We start from the raw sequence: 22,656 nt of genomic DNA on the forward strand, positions 1-22,656 counted from the left end.
CTCCCCATGATGGACAACAAAGCTGCCGGTAACCCGGCAGCCTTATGCCTAATAAGCTTACTTACCTTGCTCTGCCTTCCAAGCATCAAGCTGTGCTTGTTTCTCTGCAATAATCTTATCTAATCCAGCAGCCTTCAGCTTCTTGTTGAAGTCCTCTATATTCTTATCCGGGTCCAGCGTTCCAGATTCCAGACCAACGCGGTATTGGTTGGATACGTTGTTGACCGCCGCTACCTCTGTCTTCACTTTATCCGCATCATACGTGAAGCCGAATGCGGGTGAGATAACCGAGGATTGATTAAAGGCCTGCATCTCTTCCCAATAGTTCGGGTCATTGCCTTCCCATACAGCGGATAGGAAGTTATTGCCCACTTGCCATTCGTTGAACAGGTAGCTCGAATCGGCAACACCCTTAATCGTACCGTCGCTGTTGACGGTATAATGCTTGCCTTCGATACCATTATCAAGCAGATTAATAATGTCTTTATCCGTGTACAGCAGGTTCATCAGCTGCATCGTACGCTCTGGATTTTCACTATTTTTCGTAATCGACAGCATGAAGCCGTTCGCTGATGCAGACATCGTAACTGGAGGAGTCAGACGAACGCCTACCACCTCTTTGCCTGATGCCGCTGACTCCTGACTCTCAAGTCCTGGCTTCATAACAGTCAAGTAACTGAACGCCGTTCCGGCTTTCATCAGATTGACACCCGTTTCCTGTGTAGTCGCTACATCCTTCATCACGTAGCCCGCTTCGTACCATTTTCTAGCTAGAGCAACAGCCTCTTTATACTCTGTGGTTTCGAACATGTTCACAACCTTAGCCGAGCTGTCGTCCATCTTCGTAACTCCGAATAGATCGCCGAGCGAATCATAAATAGCCGCAGTCATAATATAAGCTAATGTAGTCGTCTGGGTCTGCTGAACAAGGGGACTGATACCTGGCTCATTGTCTTTAATCGTCTGGAAGATAGGCTCCAAATCTGCCCATGTCTTAATTTGTGTCGTATCAATGTTGTATTTATCCACTAGATCCTTACGCATAATGATACCGTAGTCGCCTGCTTCGTCGGCCAATGCTGTAACGCCGTAAATTTTACCGTTAACTTTGGTAGCGTTCATATACTCTTCGCCTACCGCCTCGGTAATCCCTTGACCATACTCCCCAATCAATTCATCTAGCGGAAGGAGCTGTCCTTTGGCTACTTGACCGCTGAAGTTGAAGAAGGAAGAGCTGACGAGCAAATCAAGCTTCTCACTGCCTGCCAGCATCAGGTTCGTCTGCTGCGACCAAGCACCGAAGCTGATCGGCACGATGTTGACGGTTGCATTAATTTTTTCTCTCGTAATTTTGTTGATCTCCTCTTGAACGGCTGGGAGGTCAGCTGAATTGCCGGTCTGCATAACCGCCATTGTAATCTCATATGGCTTAGCACTATCTGTTTCGTTGTTCTCTGCAGCAGATGACTCGTTCCCCGTGTTGCCGCATGCTGTAAGCAGCATCGTTGCAGACAGTAAAGCTGCTAATCCGACAGATGCTATTTTCCGCTTCTTACTCATTGTAGTTCCCCCTAGTGTTTATAATAAGCGTGCTCTATGCCAACCGGGCAGCAGGCCCGGAGAAGGCCTACCCTTTGACAGCTCCGATCGTGAGTCCTTTGACAAAATATTTCTGGAAGAATGGATACGCACAAATGATTGGGATGACGCCGATGACGGCCATTGCCATTCGAACGGTAGACAGCGGAGCCGATGATGTTGCTTGGCTCTGATTGCTTCCGATGTTGGTTGACTGCATGAACTGCATGTCCGACAGCATCCGATTAAGCAGGTTCTGAATACTGAATAGGTCGCTATCTGTTACATAGACCATACCATTGAACCAGTCATTCCAGTAACCGATCATCAGCATTAGGCCAATGGTAGCCAGAATCGGCAGGGATAGCGGCAGCACGATACGGGTGAAAATCTTGAACTCCCCCGCTCCGTCAAGCCACGCCGACTCGAGAATGGGAATCGGGATGGATGAGCTGAAGAAGGTACGGATCAGCAGGATGAAGAATCCGTTCGTCAGCAGACCTGGGATGATGAGCGCCATAAGTGTATTTTTCAGATGAAACACTTCTGTGAACACCAGGTATGTCGGCACGAGTCCACCGTTGAATAGCATCGTGAAGAAGACGAGAAAGGTCAGGATGCCACGCAGCGGTACATCTCTTCTGGACAGCGTATACGCAATCATCGCGGAGATGAACAGCCCGAGCAGTGTACCGATAACAGTAATAATAACCGTAATGCCATAAGCATGGAGGATCATGTCCCCTTGCTTCCACAAATACGAGTATGCCGCCATGCTGAATTCGCTCGGTAGGAGTGAGTAGCCATTCTTGATAATGCTCTTCTCATCCGAGATGGAGGCGCTGAGCAGCAGGATGAACGGGAACAAGCAGGCGATGGTCATTAAGGCGAATACGATATGAAGAACGACTTGTTGTATCGGATGTGATTTCATAGCTTGCTCCCTTCTAGAATAAAGCTTGGTCTTTGTCTTTGCGAGATACGATGTAGTTGGAGATAATGACAAGCACGAAGCCCACTATAGATTGGTACAAGCCTGCCGCGGAGGACATTCCGATGTCTCCGAGTGTCATAAGTCCGCGATACACATACGTATCGATCACGTCCGTCACCGGCTGCAGCGCACCCGAGTTAAGCGGCACTTGATAGAACAAACCGAAGTCCGAGTAGAAAATCCGACCGATGCCAAGCAGTGTCATAATCGTAATCGTCGGCATAATGAGCGGAACCGTGATGGTCCAGATCTGTCTCCACCGGCCTGCCCCGTCAATGAAAGCAGCCTCGTAATATTCATTATCGATGCCGATAATCGCTGCTAAGTAAATGATGCAGAAGTAGCCGACATTTTTCCAGATGTTCACGATGACTAGAATGTAAGGCCAATATTTGGTCTCACTGTACCAGGAGATGGGATCGATTCCCAGCATCGGCAGGATGTTATGGTTCATGAAGCCGCTCTCCACATTAAGCATTGCCAGTACCAAATAACCGACAATAACCATCGAGATCAGGAATGGCAGCAGGACGATGCTCTGATAGAACCGGGACATCAGCTTGCTGCGGATGGCGTTGAGCATAATCGCGACCGCCACGGCAAGCACCGTATTAATAATGATGAAGCCACCGTTATAGAGCAGCGTATTGCGCGTAATGATGAATGCATCCTGCGTCTTGAACAGGTATTCGAAGTTTTTGAACCCAATCCAATCGCTTCCCAGAATGCCCTGTGTATAGTTGATATCTTTGAAGGCGATGATTAACCCGAACATTGGCAGGTAGTTGTTAATGACCAAATAAATGAGCGCAGGGAGCGCCATCAGCCATAGAACCCAATAACGTTTGAATGCCTTCGACACCCGGCCCTTTAAGCTTCCCTTCATTACGTATTCCCCATTTCGTTGTTAGTACCCTCATTGTAGGGGATGGGGGCACTTGCTCAACACCACGAAACCGACCTTGTTTTTCGTTATTCCGACCTAGCTTGTCCGATGCAAAAAAAGGTACGGGATTACGCCGTTAAGCGTTATCCTGCACCCTCGAAGGATTACTATTTCCACTGTGGTTATTTCTTCTGGAACTGCTTCCTGTAATCGCCCGGATTCGTATTCGTCTCTTTCTTGAACAGCGTAGATAAGTAGGACAGGTTGGAGTAGCCCAAGGTCACAGCAATGTCACTAATCGACATATCCGAATATTGCAGCAAATATTTGGCCCGCTCAATCCGCCGCTGCGTCACGTAATCATTGATCGACATGCCTGTTTCCTTCTTGAACACCCGCGACAGATAGTCGGGGTTCAAATACACATGATTGGCTATATCGTCACGAGTTAGACTCTGCTCGCCCGTGTGATCGTCAATAAATCGCTTCACCCTCTCCACGATCGGCATATTGCCCTGGAAGGAATGCATCTGGTTCATCGCGACTTCGATAATGTAGTGCATCCAATCATGGAACGCATCAAGCGAGCGGAGAGCCGTCTCAGGCTTCTCTGTCAGAATATTGAGCGAGAACACCTGATTCGCTTGAAGCCCCTTCGTCTGCAAGACGAAAAAGATCATCTGCAGCATGTCCTGATACAAGCTGTGAAGCAGTCTTGCATCCACGCCTTCCTTCGCACCCTTCAATTGCGCTAAGTAACTGCCGATTTCCGTAGAGAGTGCTCCCTTATCTCCCTGCTTCATCAGCTCCGCCCAGCGGTCGATGGAAGGCTTCGGAATAGACGATTCCGTCTTACGGCTCTCCTCCAGCGGGATGACCTTGTTGAACACCGTCACATTGTTCTGGTCGAGCTGCTGGAGCTGTTGATAAGCCTTCGTCATTTCATGCAGCTGCAGCGGCTGCCCGATATAACAGCACAGATCACAGGAGAAATAACTGATGCATTGCTGGATATAACTGCTGCAATTTCCGTTGGCTATAGTCAAGCTGTTATCGGCGGAGGCAGAGGTTGTGACGATGATCGAGCCGTTCTCAATCTGAAATACAGCCGCATGTTCCCCCTGCTTCGCGATCATCTCCTCAGCTGCGTTGCGGAGCGCATATTCCAAAATCCGCTCCTCCCGCTCCGTCATCACCTTATGCCAGCGGCGTACTCGAATCAGGATCGGGATGAACCGCTCTGACGGTGAGATTGGCAGACCCGTTTCCTTCAGCCGCTCGGCTATTTTCTCTGGAATAGAAGGAAGCGTCTGACGGAACAGATCCTGCCAGAAGCGTTCCTTCAATTGTGGCTTATGGGATTCCCACAGCTTCGCATAACGGTAATATTCCCGTTCCTTCTTAATCTTGTCCAGCGCCTTGCCAATAACCTGCTCCAAATCCGCGAATTGGACAGGCTTCAGCAAGTAATCGAAGCTGCTTAATTGAATCGCCTGCTTGGCATAATTGAAATCTGAATGGCAGGTCAGGAAGATCGTCTCGGTATCCGGATACCGCTCCCTCACCCATTGCAGCAGGTCCATCCCCGACCCGTTCGGCATCTCAATATCACATACCATCAGATCGACCTGCCTGCTGTCGAACACCTCCTGCGCCTGCTTCATGCTATGGGCTGTATAGACATCGCTGATACCGAGACTTTCCCATTGAACGCCTGCCTGCAAGCCACGTACGGAATGAACCTCGTCATCTACTATTAATACATGCATCCGTCATTCCTCCTCATAAGTAAAGTCGTCCTCTATCGGCAGCAGAATGCGTACCGCCGCTCCCCTGTCTGGTTGATTGAAGAAGTCGATCGAAGCCTTCTCTTCATAGATGAGTCTAAGCCTTCGCCTCGTATTCCATATTCCGATGTTATCTCCCTCTTCACTCATTTCCTCATGACCTGCCGACAGCTTGTGAAGCAGAATCTCTGGGAACCCTGGACCAGTGTCACTCACCTGGATACGTAGAAAGTCTCCGGTTGCCGCCTTCATCCGGTCGGCCTTGATATGAATATGAATCGAATCCTCCATCGACATCGCATGCTTAATCGTATTCTCCACCAGCGTCTGAATAATGAGCGGCGGAATATCAATCCGGTTGAATGCTGCATCCGCCTCAATCTCGTAGGTTAAGTTGTCTGGGAATCGCAGCTGCTGAATACGCAAGTAATTGGCCGTATGCTTAAGCTCATCACCGAGTGCCACCGTATAGGAATTGCTGCGGAACATGAACCGGAAGTACGCGACAAGGCAGCTGGCCATTTCCTGAATGAGCTTGTAATCCTTGACCGCAGCCAAGTTAAAAATAATGTTCAGCGAATTGAGGAAGAAATGCGGATTGATCTGCAGCTGCAAATGCTTCAATTCTGATCGCTGAAGATTCAGCTTCTCCTCGTACACATTAATCTTCAGATCGTGAATCTGTTCAATCATATGGTTGAACGTGTCATTCATCATCTCGAATTCCGTCGACTCCGGCCTGCGCTCCAGCCGCGTCTCCCAGTGCCCGTCGCGCAGCTTACGCATCGCGATGATGATCCGCTTCACTGGCTGCAGAAACACGCGGCGCATGAAGAAGAGGTACATGAGCAGGAACGCGATAGCGAGTGCAGATATAATCGATGCGATGCGGGCTATGTCTGGCAGACGCTGCAGTATCGTTTGATCAGGAATGAGCGCAATGAGATTGAACAGCCCTTGTGTGGATTGCTCGCCAATCACGAGGTACCGGGAAGCACTGCCCGATATCGAGAAGGAATCCTCCGCGAAGCTCAGGTTAATGTTGTTCTCAGTGATTACATCCTCGTTGCCAAGCGGCTCGAGCTTGTCCGTTGCCAGCACAACCGCTCCAGTACCGCCCAGATCGATCAGATTCATCGGTACAAGCAGCTTGTCGCTGTCCACCCATGCTCCGATGTACACATCGCCTGATCGAACGAGGTGGAAGAGCGAGTTCTCGTTCTCCCCCTGCCATACATACCAATTCGAATTATTATATTGGTCGGAGACCTTCAGCATCTGTCGAAGCTCGCTCCTCACCGCATTCCGCTGGTCAGTGTCTAACCCGAAATCCTCTGTTAGGAACAGCTCGTCATTCGGCGCCGAATAGATAAACAGCGTATCGATAAAACTGTTGTAGTAACCAATATTCTCAACAATGTTATTGTATAATCTGAGCTTCGCCAGCGTGTATTCGTTCTGATCCTCTGACGCAGGGCGATCCAGCTTGAGCAGATCCATATCCCCCTCAGACATCTCGAACAAATAGTTATCGACCTCCTCCAGATTCCGATCAATCTGCGCCATATATAGCGTAAGCAGGTTCTTATTCGACTGCGCCACTTGATTGCGGACGACCTCAACCGAGTACACATTATATATAACGACCACCGTAATGAGCGGCACGATAATTAGCAATATACCAAAGAAAAGCTTGAACCGAAGCGAATTGAAATACAGCTTCATCGAGCGTAGCGACATTGGGATCTCCTCGATTCGAGTGAATTCATAGTTAGAACGATAGATAAAATTGTAGTTATAAAGATTATACTAGCATGTGTCGTTATCGCTCCACCTATAAACCGACTTCGGTTTATTTTTTCCCGATGTTTGGGGGTTGAGGGAAGAAGAAATAGAAAAAGCCCCGCCTTGTTACAAGACCGGACCGGTAAGCCTATAATGTACTTCATTTTCTACAAATAGGTATGTACTTTATCAAGAACTTCTTGTGTTACAGCATCTGGGGCTTGTCCCACTATATCCGTATCTCGTGACGCCCAGTCAATACTTCTTACTTGGTCGGCAAGGATTACACCTGTGATTCGTAGACCAACTGGCAGCATAACCTCGTAAGGGTAGCCTTTCACTTGGTTCGTGATAGGGCATACCGCTGCAAATCCTGTTACTTGGTTGAATAATGCCGTCGATAATACAATACCCGGCCTGCGCTCAGATTGTTCATGCTCGGATTGTGGGCTGAAAGTGAGATACACCAAATCCCCTCGTTCTGGAATATTTACCAAGACTCGCTCCCCTCTGGTCGGCCGAAGTCAATCTCTTTATGTTTATTTTGTTCCGTAACACCTGCAAGCAATTCTTCTAGCGTAGGCTTAGTACGTACAGGTCTAAGTGTCATTTCGTTCTCCAATAAGATGATGTCTAATTCCGTACCTTCTGTTATATTCAGTTGCTGTACGAACGGTGCTGGAAGTCGAATTCCTAAGCTATTCCCCCATTTTTGCACTTTAACTGTTTTCACAGCAATCACCCTATCCACCTTTTTCACTTCCATAATATCACATCCCCCGCAGCGCACGTATATTCTATGTATACCATGATATCCCCTTACGATGCATGAAAATCCTAAATACGACTCTTAGTCATCCCAGAACAAAAAAACCGCTCTTCCAAAGAAGCAGCGGCCTGTTACTGTATCATATTTTTTGCACAGAGCAGTAAGCAGCCAAATGACTGGCATCCCGCTTATAACCGTCTGCGACTTCTATTAGGAGCAGCGTTTAATTCCTTCTCCGGCTCCGTTGCCGGCTCAGCAACCAACTTATTCTTCGGTGGTCTGCCCCGACGCGGCTTCGCAACCTCAATATCCGATTTAGCTTTTGCAGCACTCGCACCAGATGCAGCCCTTGCTCCATCTACATTAACCCCTGTTGCCCCACGCTTTCCCCTTCCTCTTATAGGAGAAGATTCGTCATCTATCCCCATATCCAGCTCAATCCCAAACGTGCTGCCGAGATCGCCATCATCCACGACGCGGCGGCCGCGGCGACCGCCTTTGCCGAGCATCTCTTGAGACTGCGCAGCCAGCGATGCCGATATAAGGTCGTCCATCTTCCTATTACGAAGCTGGAAGAACAACGATGAATCATGATCGAATCGGGCACCGATCCCATACAGCACTGCCGCTACATGCTTGCACATCACCGCATAATCAGGGCAGCTACAGCTGAAGCGAATATCTTTGGGAGCCGGGAACAAGCCTCTGCCTTTAGTCGTGAACACTTCTGACAGACCAGTCGGGAACTTGCCTCCAGCTAACTCCTGCAGCGAGCTTATTTTGCCCGCACACTCCTTGACGATCTGCTGCCATACAGAATCGGACAACGATCCTACCGTAACCTCCACCTTATACGGCTTAGAGGAACTGCCTTGAACGAGCGCTTCTACCTTGCCAGCAGCGATCTGCAGATCGAGCACAGATCCGTGCCGCACATAGCTGCGCCCCCGGTCAATTCGATTGCTGTAATCTGCATAGCTCTCCAGATTTGTACACCATGCTTTTCCCCACCAGGTTGTCGCGATCGCACGTCCCATAATGACAACCGGCCATACTTTAGCATTTTTTTGTTGCAGCTTAGCGGCTGCAGCGGCTGCCCTCCGCTTTTTCTCCGCAACCGACACGTATTCAGAGTAATCGTTATAGAACGCCATATCTCATCAACTCCCACAGCTCTATTCCGTCAGCTTCATCAAATTTATGAGTTGGTCATTGTCCATTTCCGTTATCCAGCTCTCCTGAATATCCGGCACAATATCCTGAGACAGACGGACCTTGTCCTCGATGATCTGATCGATTTTCTCCTCAATCGTTCCTTGTGTAATGAATTTGTGGACGATCACATTTTTCTGCTGACCAATCCGAAAGGCCCGGTCCGTCGCCTGATTCTCCACCGCTGGATTCCACCATCTGTCGAAATGGATCACATGATTGGCCGCCGTCAAGTTCAGCCCGACTCCACCCGCTTTAATAGACAGCACCATGAACGGCACATACGCCTTTCCCTGAAAAGCCTCCACCAGCTCTTGTCGCTTCCCAATCGGAGTTTCTCCATGCAAGATAAGCCCCTTATGCTGAAAAATCTGCTCCAGAAAAGCCTGCAGCGCTCCCGTCACTTCCTTAAACTGGGTAAAAATAAGGACGCGCTCCCGCTTCTCATAGATTGTCTCGCATATTTCGCGCAGTCTCGCAAACTTGCCGCTATCCGGCTCCGCATATACCTGCTGTCCCAAATACTGATCAGGGTGATTGCAAATTTGTTTGAACTTCATTAACGCTGCGAGCACCAGCCCTTTGCGCTGAATCCCTTCATCAGAAGAAAGGAGTTTCTCTTGTAATTCCTTTACAAGCTTGTTATACAGCACAACCTGCTTTTTCGTAAGGGTCGCGTACGTTTTCATCTCGATTTTGTCCGGGAGGTCTGTAATAATGGTGCGATCCGTCTTCAGGCGACGCAGAATAAACGGGCTCACCGTCTGCCGCAGTCTGCTATAACCATCACTAGAGTCCCGCAGTCCACGCGTGAAAGCGCCAAATTCTTTTACCGTTCCAAGCAGCCCCTTGTTGAGAAAATCAAACAGCGACCATAAGTCGCCAAGCCTGTTCTCAATCGGCGTACCTGTCATCGCTATGCGAAAGGAGGCTTTGATTTGTTTGACCAGCTTTGTCTGCTTAGTGCCTGGATTTTTGATCGCTTGCGCTTCATCAAGAATGAGCATGTCCCATGCTTGTGCACTCAGCCACTCATACTTGACCAGCATGCCGTAAGTTGTAATGACGAGCTGAACCCTATCTCCTAGAGCATCGGCTTGTTGAATCTCTTTATTTTCCGAAGGGTGGCACACATAGTAATTCAGAGAAGGAGCAAACTTGCCAATCTCTCTCATCCAGTTGCCGATTAGCGAAGCCGGAACGACGAGCAAGGCCCGCTCCTGCCGTTCACTTCGAATATAGTTTAGCAACGCGATAATCTGTATCGTTTTTCCAAGCCCCATATCATCAGCCAGACAAGCACCCAGCCCAAGCGTCTTCATCATATGCAGCCAGCTTACGCCCCGCTCCTGATAAGCGCGCAAGCTCGCCTGAAAATCCTCACCCGCCGAGCCCAGTCCCTCAATGGTATCCGGCTGTCGCAAGCGGTTCATGACCGATTCCAGCCATTGCCCGTTCGTCACCTCAACCTCGACCTTGTCCGAATCCACTTGCAGAATGGGTTCCGCATTCAGATGAAGCTTCATTGCCTCGGCTATGCTTAATCCGGAGCCCCCGGACGTTTTCTCTGCCCGTTCGTATGCATCCAGCGCCTGCTGCAAGCGCTTGTGATTAACCTCTACCCATTTGCCCTTAATGAGTGCAAGCCCTTCCTGTTCGGCAAGCAATTGCCTTAATTCTTCCGCAGAAATCGCTTCATCTCCCAGCCAAAGATCAGCCTGAAAACTCAGCAAAGCGTCTGCGTTAAGCCGTGAAGGCTGCTTTTCTCCAACGCTGACATTGAGCTTAAGCGAATGGGTTTTGCTGCGCCACCATCTTGGAATCCTGCATAACACGCCTGCATCCTCATACAGCGCTGCCTCGCGAAGGAAATCATACGCCTCTTCAGAGGTCAATCCAATTGGGTGAAAAATATCACCGGACTCCACCAGCTCGCTAATCAGCTCGCTTTGCTCCGCTGCCCGGTGCACCGTTGAAAGCAGTTCCAGCAGCTTGCCGCTATTCTCGCCATATTCAATCAGCGCCTGCTTGAGCGGCAAATGTCTTGTTTTACCCGCCTCCTGTTCCTCTGCTGCATAGGTAGATATGAAAGAAAAGGGAAATTCATTCCCTTCCTTACTCTCAACCAGATGGAAGTAGACACGCCCCGCTGGTTGAAAAGCAGCACCGCTATCCGCAAACCATTGCACCATGCTGCCGCTATGCCGACTCACACTCGCTGAAAAAGCGCGATGCAAGGCATTCCATAGTTCTTCTATAAAGCTTTTATCCAAAAATTGAGCGCCAATCAGAAAGGGAGCATCTGCAAGCCATTCCCGTTTATGCTCCTTCTCAAGCGGTACGACAGTCGCATTGCGTTGCCCTTCCAGCTCAGGATGGCGCGCCATTCCTTTCACGAATGCTGTCCCAATACGCTGTAAAAATCTGAGCGACTCCGACAACCACTCGTATTGCCGCTTTAAAGCCAGCTCTAGCAGGAAATCGTCCGGATCCTTACGAAATAGCTTGTACAGCTCCTCTTGAATCAATTGCTCACTGTGTACCGACTCAGACGGCACAAGCTCCTCCTGCCAATCAAGCTCATATTGCCCTTCAGGAAGCAGAACTGCGATAAGCTGTCCGCGGCCAGTAACGACAGCTGTTTTGCTATGCTGCTGCTGCATAACTTCCACTCCTACTATATGGTAATGAGTTTTCTCGTTTATTCACCGATATATGGCTCTCATACGGTTATTTCTTGGATTATGCTCAACCTCAGCAAGACCCAGCTCCTCCATCAATGGAGGGATATACATGCCGAATCGACCCCGAAGGCCCTTCTTCAAGCCATACCAGCCACCAACAGGGTTCTCGGGTGAGCGCCCCCAAGCTTCAACTGTCCCTTCCTTGGCTGGCTTCTGTTCATCCGCACTGCCTAGCTCGATCCAATCGCCATGCTGCTTAAGCATCTCATGTAAGTCAGCAATACAACGGTAATCATAGTGCAGAACAGTCTTCCCGACGGTGCATACGATAATCTCTTTGCCGTCTTTCTCGCCCTTGTACATCTCATATTCAGAAGTCATTGGAGGGGTTTTCAGCTTCCATGGATTTTCCTTGGTTCCTGTTGGGAACATGTGTTCAACTCCTATATTCTCATTCTATCAATAATAAGTCCCACTTGCTCACTTCTCTCACACTAGACAGATATTCAAATTATATAAAAAAAATAGTATTGTTAAAAGTATTTACGCTGACCTAGAGAAAATACATGCGAAAAAGAAGGAATAGAAAGAAGCCCCGCATTTTCTCAAAACGGGGCCACAATTAAGGTTTCAATCCACGCACTCCATACGGAGTGCGACCCCAGTTAAAGAGCTAGGGCGCCTTGGCTACAAGTTTCAATCCACGCACTCCATACGGAGTGCGACAGCAAAAATGCACCTAATCAATCTCATAATGACATTAATTAAGTTCATTTTCCAAATAAATATTACTGAAAATGTATGGGTCTATTATTGACTTATATTTAATAAGGTTGTTTTGTGTAGATTTCGACAAAATCTGAGGTGCGAAAGAGCCAGGAAATTCATGGGAGCTTCACATTCGCACTTCGAATGAAGAAGTAAGAAAGTACTTATACATATATTCCTCGTCCTCTCAACGCATCTAACTGTTCTGTTCAGTACCCTCTTACTAGCATCTCAATAAATCTAATATCAGCAGGTGCAAATATAAACTCCACTAGTTGACTGTGCTCCACCCACATAAACTTATCATGATCAATTAACTTAGGCTCACCGCTCACATACATAGCTCTATAAGCAATTAACCGAATATGAGATTCCCCATACCAATGATCATTTTCTCCAAAATACGCATAAGGCTCAATAGCAATATCCATCTCTTCTCGAAGCTCTCTTCTCAGACACTCCTCCACGGTCTCTTCGCTCTCGATCTTTCCACCGGGAAACTCCCACATTCCCTCCTGTGACTTCCCCTTCTTCCTTCTAGCAATTAGAAGCTGTCCCTTTGTATTCTCAATAATAGCTGCCGCTACTCTTATCATCTTGTCACGTCCTATACAATAACCTTGTTTGCCGCTGGAACTAAGGCCGGAGGTATTGCCTCCTTCAATCTCCATACAAAGCTCATCGGCTTGCTTCCCTCATGCTTCACATATTCCGCTTCACCTAAAAACATAAAAGGTGATGTAGAATTATTATCTTCCTTATATTCACGAACGAACAATGCAATTCGATTTCCATGATCACGGTGATGGATATATCTCTGGGCTGTGTTCGTTTCTTCGCTTATACGACTTTGGGTTTGCCAGTGAAACAACCGCTCATTAATCGCGAAATCCTCATACAACGTAGAAGGAGAGAAGTCTTTATCAGATTTATTTAATGTAATGAAGAATATATCCGTCTTTTTTTCCTCAAAGTATTTTACGCCCTCGCGGAAAGCAGGTGCTTTCTCCCCATTCCAGAATCCAAACGCTGCTAGGACTTGGTCTGTAGAGTACATGCAATGAATGTCCAATGGACAGGCATACGAGAATGAGTTCTTTTTATCTATGAAATCAATATGAGTATAGTTGTACTTCAGAATCTGAAGTACTTCGTCTTTGAATTCCGGACACGAAACAAAGGATTGAATACCTTGCTCGATACTTTGATATCCTAGTTTTGCTGGTTCTGACCGGTAAAAGGTGTAGTACAGCATGTTCATCATAAGCTGCTCTTCTTCAGAACGAGGCTCGATACCTCTCTCTAGATAGCCAATAACGAATTCCAACAACCGACGCGAATTCAGCCTTAGCAAAGCGGGAATACGTTTTGTGATAGCTTCCCCATTCTCAAACTCAAAGGGAGCAATAAGCCCTGCCTCTACCATTAATCCTTTGAAGGTACGCTTTCCTGTCCGACCACCATAGAACTCATACAAGCTCATGTGATGATGCTGGACAAAATTGTGTAGTGTCAGTGGGAGCCCTGTATCTCCTTCAAAATACGTCAGCTTGGTAATCAAGCTTCTACGATTAAGAGTTGCCTGTTTAAGATTCTTAAGAATATACTCCTTTGACTGCTTCTCTAGTTGAATGAAGCTGCCACGCGGCAACGTTGAGAAACCATTTTCTACATAGTGTTGGATAGAATGCTTCGACTTCCCGATTAAGGCCCGGAACTTATCTGCAAAGTTATAATCTTTATAAGCTTGTCCTATAAAATCTAGAACCGTTAAACATTCCTTACCTTCCGATAAGCGTAATCCACGACCAAGCTGTTGTAGGAACACGGTCAGACTCTCAGTTGGTCGCAAGAATAGAATCGTATTAACCTCCGGAATATCTACGCCTTCATTATAAAGATCCACAACAAATATCATTCGGATCTCCCCGCTAACTAACCAGCGTTTCGCCTGATCACGATCGTGGTCACTTGAATTACCGTGTATAGCAATAGAGGGAATGCCTGCTTCTTGAAATACTTTTGCCATATACTCCGCATGATCCACACCTACGCAAAAACCGAGCCCTTTGACTTCATCCATATCGGTAACGTACTTTCTCATACTGTTCAATATTTGTGTTACACGAATCTTGTTATTCGAATACAGGTTCTCAAGCTCTCTCAGATCGTAGCCACGGCGAGACCATTTGACCTGAGATAGATCGACACTGTCGGTTACACCAAAATACTGAAACGGTGAAAGGAGCTTCCGGTCAATCGCATCGGTTAAACGGATCTCAGCTGCAATCGTGTTATCGAAGTATTGCAAAATATCTTTGCCATCCATCCGCTCCGGTGTAGCCGTCAACCCCAGCAGAATCTGTGGCTTATAATGCGAGAGCAATGCTTGATAAGATGGCGCCGCAGCATGATGAAACTCATCCACAATAATAAAATCATAAAATTCTGGTGTTGTTATTTGAGCTAATTTAGTGGAGTTAAAGCTCTGGATACTAACGAATAGCTGGTCAATAGACTCAGCACGTTCCCCACCAACATGAAGCTCACCGAAGTTCAAATCTTTTAGGATAAAACGAAACGCATCTCGGCTTTGCTTCAGAATCTCTTCGCGATGCGCAACAAAGAGAAGCTTGGCATTGGGATTCTTTTGCACAAAGCGTTTGTAATCAAAGGCTGAAATAACTGTCTTCCCTACTCCAGTTGCAGCCACAAGAAGATTGTTTTTTCTTCCATACAATGTCCTTTGGGCTTCTAGCTTCTCCAATACTTCCTTCTGAAAATCATAAGGATGAATATCAAAGTGGAAGTGCAGCCCTTCTTGTTCCTGTTTTTTTCGGCCCAGCGCTTCCTTCAACTGCAATTGGTGCTCTTCATCCGCTAATGTAAAGTCCTTAAACTCCCGGTCATTCCAATAACTCTCGAAGGTCGCCTCAATCTTCTTCAGAACATCGTAGGAGTCTTTCTCCGTTATCTTAACATTCCACTCCAGACCGCTTGTAAGGGCTGGATTCGATAGGTTAGAAGAGCCGACATAAGCCGTTGTGAAACCCGTATCACGCTTAAAAACATACGCTTTAGCATGTAATCGAGTACGGTCCGTATCATAAGATATCTTAATTTCTGTATTCTTAAGCTTACTGAGCTCTGCGATCGCTTTGAAATCAGTTGCTTCCATGTAAGTTGTCGTAATGATCCGAAGCAGTCCACCATTCTCAGTAAAATGCTCGAATTGCTCCATAAGAATACGGATTCCACTCCACTTAATGAAGGAGACCAGCAGATCGATTCGATCCGAAGTAACAATCTCTTGCCGCAGCTCACTCATCATATTCGGCTCGGAATGTGCGCCTGTGAACAAAGAGCTTTGCGACAACGGTGTGACCGGACGAATCACTTTCTTATCCTTCAACCCTCTAATATGATTAAGCCTTGAATAGACGAAAGTAAGAACTTCACCTTGTTCATCCAGTTTCCAGGTCTCGAATTCCTCATCGTCTAGACTCATTCTCAAGGTTGCTATCATCTCATTACACATTCTGACTTGTGCCAATACGGCCTCATTGTCATCCGACATTTCTCTAACGATTTTCAGAGCTCTTCGCGTTACTGTCGATATATAAGTCGCTAGAAGCTTCCGAGCCTCTTCCGGGTCCAATATTTCTTTTCCAATATGAAATAAAGAAGGATCTAATGTAGCGAGCTGATCCCTCGTTAATTTATTGATTAACTGCTCGTACAAGCCTTCTTTCATGAAGCACACCTCATCTGCAGTTGTCATTTCACCTGATATCTTCCCGGTCCTCTGAATACTTCCCGAACATGCCAATCGAGAAACTGATGCTTGGGCTCATAAACCGGATGGATCGGATATCGAATTCGCTTCCCATGGAACCGCATTAGCCATTCTTCGAACCCGATAGTTCCATGTGCTTCTTCTGCAACAATCAACTCTCTATCATCCGTTATCGTAAATACGCCACGGTCGAACAGCTTATGGTGCAGTGAGCATAGTGAAATGCCGTTCTCTTCCACATCCGGCCCGCCGGCCTGATGCCATTGAATATGTGCTGCATCGATGCCGACCAGATTGTTGCCAAGCCTTACATTGAAACCGCACACTGCACAGCTGTATTCATAGGCTCGTAGAATACGTTCTCTGAAGTTCGGATCACGGCGTATTCTCTTCTGGGATGTGAACGACAAGCCCACTTCCTCAATAATATCTAAATGTACTGTATCTGGAAAATGCTCTTGAAGCAGCTGTTCCGTAAGCTCCTGAATCAGCTGATTATTATTCATTAACAATGCTAGCACTTCTGGTGCAAAACCACCCGTTACGCCCTCCGCAATTAGTTGCTTTTCAGAAAAACTCTTTTTATCTATGGCCTTGCTTAACATCCATATCCCATCGGTGCTTAACCGCACGAATGGCTCTTCCGGATGGTAGGATTTGCGCGTCGGACCGAATTCGATGAGCAACCTCTTCAACTTCTCGCGCACTTGTATATAAGGCAATACCGTATCTCCTCGCTGTAGCTGAGCAAGAGCATACAGAAGTAACAGCGGCTTATGCGGGGCTCGCTGCCCTTTCTTTTTCCAGATGCTAAGGTTGGTGAAGATCTTCTTCAGCTCATTCGAAGTCATTTAGCGGTCCTCCAGTATTCTCCATGTTGCAACTATCCTTATGTATTCGAGAATGTGGGAATCCTTTCCTGCTGTTATCACTCCTCAAACGACAAATTCACAGGCTCCTCCAACAATTCCCCACTTGGCGCCATATGCGTCGTAGGCGTATCCTTACCTACTTCTTCAAACTTAATCCCATCAATCCACACCTGTCCATTTCCTGTAAGCAATACACCGAATGAGATGGTTGCGCTATTCTCGGGTACATCAAGAACAATGGCGTACTGATTCCAGTTGTTTGTACCGACAATAGGTCTATTATTCATGTTATCGAATTGGAGAACATCTTCTGACGCGCTATCCACTCGCATCCATAGCCCTGTGAACTGCTCGACATCTTCAGTTTTGATGAACCCGGAGAGCTTCAATCTTTTCCCCCTGTATTTATCTGCCTTGAACTGCTGCATCATGGTTGCGAAGCCTTCGCTGTCCTGTATCTCTGCTTTTGATCTTAGATACCCTGACATTTTCCCTTGATGTACAATTTCCCGACTAGTCCCCATCTCGTAATGGAACGGATGGCTTCCACTTAGGAACCAACCTTTGGTTTGCTCTGACATACTTGCTTCCTCCCTTGTAGTTGCTATATTAGCCATTAGCTTTCTATATTGACCTGGCGGCAAATGGTACACTCTCTTGAAAGCACGCGTGAATGCCTCTTGTGATTCGAACTGATAATACATGGCAACGTCGATGATTCTTTCAGCTGTATTCAGCAAGATGGCCGCCGAATTCGCGAGCCTTCTCATCCGAAAGTACTCTGAGAATGACATGCCGACAGAGGCTTGAAAAATCCTGTGAAAATGATACTTAGAGAAGCCTGCCACATCAGCAATGTCATCCGCCGACACCTGCTCATGCAGATGCGATTCAATCCAATCGATCGTGCTTTGAATGACCCCTTCATATTTCACGACTGATTCACCTCCCCCTCACAATTACAGCTTACCGAATAAGAAAGCTTTTGTTTTGATTTTTTTTGCTATGTTGCGAATAAAATAAAAACCGCAGAGCGGCTGCTAAGCTGCTCTGCGGTCCATGTATCTCTCTACCCTACTGGGTAGATTATTCCGTCATCCATTCCGGCTTCGAGAAGCCTTGGAATTGCTCGTCGATTGTTGTCTCGAACGCGTCGGATTCAATAACTTCCTTCAGATCCTTCGCCAATTGGCTCTCGGCATCCTCTGTTCTAACCGCTACCACGTTGCGGTAGTTCTCAGCCATGTTCTCCAGCTGCAGAGCAGATGTGAGGTCCATGCCTGCTGCAAGAGCGAAGTTGCCCGCTACTACAGACAGATCAGAGCTGTCGAGCGTACGAGGAAGCTGAGCCGCCTCAATCGATGTGATCTTCAAATTCTTAACGTTCGTCTCAATGTCCTTCTCGGAGATCGTTGCCGGATCTGCATCCTTATTAACGGTCACAAGTCCGATATCCTGCAGCAGCAGCAACGAGCGCGCTAGGTTGGCAGGGTCATTGGCAATCGTGAGGGTGCTGCCTTCTTTGATATCATCAATGGATTTGATGGTGTTCGAGTATAGACCCATTGGCGCAGTTGGCACACTAGTAACAGAGCTAAGCTCAAGCTTATTATCTGCTGCGAACTTGTTCAGATAGATAATGTGCTGGAACAGGTTAGCGTCAATCGAACCGTTATCAAGCGATTTGTTCGGCTGAACATAATCGTTGAACTCAACAATCTCAATCTTGTAGCCCTTCTCTTCCATCAGAGGCTTAATCGCTTTGTTGACCATATCGCTGTATGGGCCCGCAGTTGCCCCAATTTTGATTGATTTGTTCTGCTCAGCAGCACCTTCATTGGTGCCTGTGCCTTCCTCGGTCTTGTTGTTGCTGCCGCATGCAGCCAGCATCGCCATGAGCAGGATGCAGAGTGTAACGATTGTTAATTGCTTCTTCACTGAAATGTTCCCCTTTTCTAAGTTGTGTGTGATTTATCTTAACGTTTATCTACCTTGCGAGATGCCCAGTCTCCAATGAATTGGATAATCTGAACCACCACGATGAGTAGGATAACCGTTGTGAACAGAACTTCATTATCATAACGATAATAGCCATAACGGATAGCTAAGTCACCAATTCCTCCACCGCCGACTGTTCCAGCCATCGCAGAGAACCCGAGTAAGCTGATAGCGGTGATCGTAAGACCGGATATTAAGCCAGATTTGGCCTCAGGCAGCAGTACTTTGCGAATAATGAACCAAGGCCTTGCTCCCATCGCAATAGCTGCTTCAATAATGCCTTTATTCACTTCACGAAGTGAATTCTCCACTAATCGCGCATAGAACGGAATGGCTGCAACGGAGAGCGGAACAGCTGCGGCAGATGGCCCGATTGTCGTTCCCAGCAAGAATTGCGTGAATTTCAGCAGGAGTACCAGCAGAATTAAGAACGGAATCGAACGTACAATATTCGAGATCACGCCTAGAATCACATTAACGACTCGGTTCTCTGAGAACAGTCCCTTGCTGCTAATGAACAACAGCACACCTAGCGGCAGGCCGAGAATGAATGCAATGATAAGTGAGATGCCCACCATATAGAGCGTTTCGTTGAACGCTTTGGTCATATCGGGAAGGATCTCGATCAAGGAGTTAAACATGCTGAACCACCTCCACAATGCAGGAACGATCATTCAAATATTGGATGGCCGACTCGACTTCCTCATTCGTTCCGGTCACTTCCATAATGAAGGTGCCTAGAGGCTTCTCACCGATATACTCAATTTTTCCGTGCAAAATATTAGCTTGAATACCGCTCTGCTTCAGCAAATCCGAAATAATCGCCTGCTCTGCCGCATCATCGCGGAACAGGATTTTCAATACCTTACTGGAGGGCCCCAGTTTCTCCCATAATTTCGCCGGCAGCTTGAACTCCAGTACGCTGCTAATAAATTCACGAGTCAACGGCTGTACGGGATTAGCAAAAATCTCATATACATTGCCGTCCTCAATGATTTTCCCATTCTGCATGATCGCAACCCGGTGGCATAGCTCCTTCACGACTTCCATCTCATGCGTAATAAGCACGATCGTCAGCCCCAGCTTACGATTAATCTCACGAAGCAAGGACAGAATAGCTTGCGTGGTAGTCGGATCAAGCGCTGATGTGGCTTCATCGCATAATAGTACTTGGGGATCATTCGCCAAGGCGCGCGCAATGCCGACACGCTGCTTCTGACCTCCGCTTAATTGAGCAGGATAGCTGTCTGCCTTGTCCTCCAGACCTACAAGCTGCAGCAGCTCTGCGACCTTCTTATGAATAGCCGCCATCGGCTTATCTGCTGCTTCCAGCGCAAGCGCAACATTCTCGAATACGGTTTTGCTTCCTACAAGGTAGAAATGCTGAAAGATCATTCCGATCTTCTGCCGTGCAATTCGGAGCTGATTCTTATTCAGCCTAGTCAGCTCCACACCATTCACCAGCACTTTGCCGGAGGTCGGCTTCTCCAGCAGATTGATGCATCGCAGAACGGAGCTTTTACCAGCTCCACTATAGCCTACGATGCCGAATATTTCGCCTTTGGCGATATGAAGATTGACGTGGTCGACGCCAATAACGGTTCCTTTTTTCGTTCGATACAGCTTGTGTAAGTCAATGAGTTCAATCAATCTGGATCCTCCTAGAGCACTAGTTGCCTAGTTCTCGGTATATCTATTAGTAATCTGTCCATTTCCAATGAATTGGATGTGAATCAGTATAGCAAATAATCAAGGTGCTTGACAAAGTATATTTCCCTTTTCATCGTATTTTCGTAGTTTTCTTTAATTAATTAAACAAATAACGATGAATCGTACACGAAAAAGAACAAACAGTAAATGTATGTTGCCACTTTATAATCACATACGGATCAAGGCAAAATTAAAGGGAATAAGCCCGGTAAAATACCGGACTCATTCCCTGAAAGCCGCCTAACTATGACTATCTTAACAACGTGAGCTTGATAATTTTACTTTAGGCCCCATTTCAATTTACTTCACTAGTTTCAAAAAACATGATTGCATTATCATTAACCACAACAAGCTCAGTTGCTGACAGTGGAATCACCTCAGAAGAAGAGATTGTTCCATGATTAATCATTAGCTTAAACCTTAGATTCCCCTCGGCATCCAAGGCATGTACTGTCCCGCCTGTAGTAGAGATGTAGACATTACCGTATATATCCATTAAAGTGTCTGAAAAAAAACTATATCCAATAGTATCTTCTTTTCTTGGCAACTGATATGTCCACACTATATCTCCAGTATCAAGGTTTATTTTCTGTAATGTTTTATCATCATTCGTAAACTGGAAGGCTTGTGTAGATTGCGTTTGCACACCGGAAATTTGCTCCAATTCGCCCTCTATAATCTGGAATACACCCCCTTGATCGAGAATCGTTCCATCATCCAGCAGGGTAATGAAATCAAGATAGATCCCTTGCAGCATCGCGAGCACTTCACCTTTCGAATTAAGAACAACTAGGTGATCTATATACGAGAGATAAAGATTATTTGCAGCATCTGTACGAATGTCAAAAAGCTCATTAAAAGCCGATTCCTTTTCAATGCCTTTTGTCCATTCGGAATGAACCCATAGTCTTTTCCCTTGCGGGTCGAATGCAGCAAGGCCATCGGTAGTCAAAATAATTAAATTACCTAAACGATCTAGACTAGCCATAGGAGTCAGGATATCCAATGAGGGTTTTCCATCAATTATTAGGACAGACTTTACATTTGATTTTGTATAAAGCGGTATGTTCTTCCAAATTGCCGTAGTGTTTTCACTTGTAATGTCATACCCCTTATCTTTAGCAACTGCCATAATGGCGGAATGATCTAATGAATTGCTTGCTTCTAAAGGCATTTCATTTACCATTTTCCCGGCATAGTCCATAAACTTCACAGAATCAAAATTAGTAAATATTAATTGATCATTCGGAGCAGCAAACCCGTTATACATTTGATAAGGGCTTTCATCCTGGAATGACCAGTTAAGCTTTATGTTACCTTTATGTTCAAGGACTATCGGCTTGCCTCCATCATTTATAACGGGAATTTCGGTTTTCACATCAAGATTCGTGTTTTCAATCTCCACGGTGCGGGTATCCTGATTCCAATAAACTAAAGCCCCTAATGCCTCGCCAATAAAACGAGTCGGTACATAAACGCTATTATTTACTATAAAAGGTACCGTAGATAAAGTAATAGGCTGATTATTCTTATATGCTGTGGCTTTACCAATCTGAAGTTCGATTGTTATGCTTCCCTTTTTTCCTAAAACTTTATTTTCTTTAGGCAAATAAGTAACCGTTGCTTGAAGCGACTCAAAAATCAATCGCATAGGAACATAAATGCTCCCGTTCTTGCTAATCGGATCCTGGTCGGATTTAAGCTCTTTTCCATTAATGGTAATTCGATAAGTATCAGTGCTGGCTGAAGCGAATTGATGGAGAGTCGACACTAATAGGATGATGATAAAAATACTAGATATAATTTTTCTAAGCATA

General features: G+C 46.5%; 19 protein-coding genes. 1 reads left to right on the forward strand and 18 read right to left on the reverse strand.

Going from position 1 to position 22,656, the window contains the following annotated elements; translation table 11 throughout:
• Positions 1-57 precede the first annotated feature (57 nt).
• From AC6ESP_RS11015 to AC6ESP_RS11095, 17 genes are all read right to left on the reverse strand, one after another.
• A complete protein-coding gene (locus AC6ESP_RS11015; RefSeq protein ID WP_497096773.1) occupies positions 58-1,560 on the reverse strand; it encodes an ABC transporter substrate-binding protein in 1,503 nt (500 codons plus the stop codon).
• Positions 1,561-1,627: 67 nt separating this feature from the next.
• Positions 1,628-2,512: a carbohydrate ABC transporter permease gene (locus tag AC6ESP_RS11020; protein ID WP_497096774.1), complete on the reverse strand. Its 885-nt coding sequence runs from the start codon at positions 2,510-2,512 to the stop codon at positions 1,628-1,630.
• Positions 2,513-2,525: 13 nt separating this feature from the next.
• A complete protein-coding gene (locus AC6ESP_RS11025; RefSeq protein ID WP_497096775.1) occupies positions 2,526-3,458 on the reverse strand; it encodes an ABC transporter permease in 933 nt (310 codons plus the stop codon).
• Between the two features lie 182 nt (positions 3,459-3,640).
• The gene (locus AC6ESP_RS11030) at positions 3,641-5,227 is read right to left on the reverse strand and encodes a response regulator transcription factor (protein WP_497096776.1); all 1,587 of its coding nucleotides are present in this window, start codon (positions 5,225-5,227) and stop codon (positions 3,641-3,643) included.
• 3 nt (positions 5,228-5,230) lie between these two features.
• A complete protein-coding gene (locus AC6ESP_RS11035; RefSeq protein WP_497096777.1) occupies positions 5,231-6,985 on the reverse strand; it encodes a sensor histidine kinase in 1,755 nt (584 codons plus the stop codon).
• 212 nt (positions 6,986-7,197) lie between these two features.
• Complete coding sequence (locus tag AC6ESP_RS11040) at positions 7,198-7,527, reverse strand: type II toxin-antitoxin system PemK/MazF family toxin (RefSeq protein ID WP_497096778.1); 330 nt, start codon at positions 7,525-7,527, stop codon at positions 7,198-7,200.
• Positions 7,521-7,796, reverse strand: coding sequence for an AbrB/MazE/SpoVT family DNA-binding domain-containing protein (locus AC6ESP_RS11045; RefSeq protein WP_497096779.1), 276 nt, complete (start codon positions 7,794-7,796; stop codon positions 7,521-7,523). The genes AC6ESP_RS11040 and AC6ESP_RS11045 overlap by 7 nt, the downstream gene beginning before the upstream one ends.
• A gap of 191 nt (positions 7,797-7,987) precedes the next feature.
• Positions 7,988-8,953: an SWIM zinc finger family protein gene (locus AC6ESP_RS11050; protein WP_497096780.1), complete on the reverse strand. Its 966-nt coding sequence runs from the start codon at positions 8,951-8,953 to the stop codon at positions 7,988-7,990.
• A gap of 21 nt (positions 8,954-8,974) precedes the next feature.
• On the reverse strand, positions 8,975-11,674 hold the full coding sequence (locus AC6ESP_RS11055; protein WP_497096781.1) for a DEAD/DEAH box helicase: 2,700 nt from the start codon (positions 11,672-11,674) through the stop codon (positions 8,975-8,977).
• A 42-nt stretch (positions 11,675-11,716) separates the two neighbouring features.
• Entirely contained in the window at positions 11,717-12,127 is a 411-nt protein-coding gene (locus AC6ESP_RS11060) for a DUF6855 family protein (protein ID WP_497096782.1), read from the reverse strand.
• Positions 12,128-12,672: 545 nt separating this feature from the next.
• Positions 12,673-13,059 (reverse strand): (deoxy)nucleoside triphosphate pyrophosphohydrolase, encoded by a 387-nt coding sequence (locus tag AC6ESP_RS11065; protein ID WP_497096783.1) that lies wholly within the window; start codon positions 13,057-13,059, stop codon positions 12,673-12,675.
• Between the two features lie 11 nt (positions 13,060-13,070).
• Positions 13,071-16,217, reverse strand: a complete 3,147-nt coding sequence (locus tag AC6ESP_RS11070; RefSeq protein ID WP_497096784.1) for a DEAD/DEAH box helicase — start codon at positions 16,215-16,217, stop codon at positions 13,071-13,073.
• A gap of 23 nt (positions 16,218-16,240) precedes the next feature.
• A complete protein-coding gene (locus AC6ESP_RS11075; RefSeq protein WP_497096785.1) occupies positions 16,241-17,110 on the reverse strand; it encodes a phosphorothioated DNA-binding restriction endonuclease in 870 nt (289 codons plus the stop codon).
• A gap of 77 nt (positions 17,111-17,187) precedes the next feature.
• Positions 17,188-18,066, reverse strand: coding sequence for a helix-turn-helix domain-containing protein (locus AC6ESP_RS11080; protein ID WP_497096786.1), 879 nt, complete (start codon positions 18,064-18,066; stop codon positions 17,188-17,190).
• A gap of 151 nt (positions 18,067-18,217) precedes the next feature.
• Entirely contained in the window at positions 18,218-19,069 is an 852-nt protein-coding gene (locus tag AC6ESP_RS11085; protein ID WP_497096787.1) for a MetQ/NlpA family ABC transporter substrate-binding protein, read from the reverse strand.
• A 38-nt stretch (positions 19,070-19,107) separates the two neighbouring features.
• Entirely contained in the window at positions 19,108-19,770 is a 663-nt protein-coding gene (locus AC6ESP_RS11090) for a methionine ABC transporter permease (RefSeq protein ID WP_497096788.1), read from the reverse strand.
• The gene (locus tag AC6ESP_RS11095) at positions 19,763-20,779 is read right to left on the reverse strand and encodes a methionine ABC transporter ATP-binding protein (protein WP_497096789.1); all 1,017 of its coding nucleotides are present in this window, start codon (positions 20,777-20,779) and stop codon (positions 19,763-19,765) included. The genes AC6ESP_RS11090 and AC6ESP_RS11095 overlap by 8 nt, the downstream gene beginning before the upstream one ends.
• 211 nt (positions 20,780-20,990) lie before the next feature.
• On the opposite strand from AC6ESP_RS11095, the gene AC6ESP_RS11100 reads away from it, so the two are divergent.
• On the forward strand, positions 20,991-21,083 hold the full coding sequence (locus AC6ESP_RS11100; RefSeq protein WP_497096790.1) for an IS3 family transposase: 93 nt from the start codon (positions 20,991-20,993) through the stop codon (positions 21,081-21,083).
• 51 nt (positions 21,084-21,134) lie between these two features.
• Here AC6ESP_RS11100 and AC6ESP_RS11105 read toward each other — a convergent pair whose 3' ends face one another.
• Complete coding sequence (locus tag AC6ESP_RS11105) at positions 21,135-22,655, reverse strand: copper amine oxidase N-terminal domain-containing protein (protein ID WP_497096791.1); 1,521 nt, start codon at positions 22,653-22,655, stop codon at positions 21,135-21,137.
• Position 22,656 lies beyond the last annotated feature (1 nt).

Source organism: Paenibacillus xinjiangensis, from assembly GCF_059686975.1.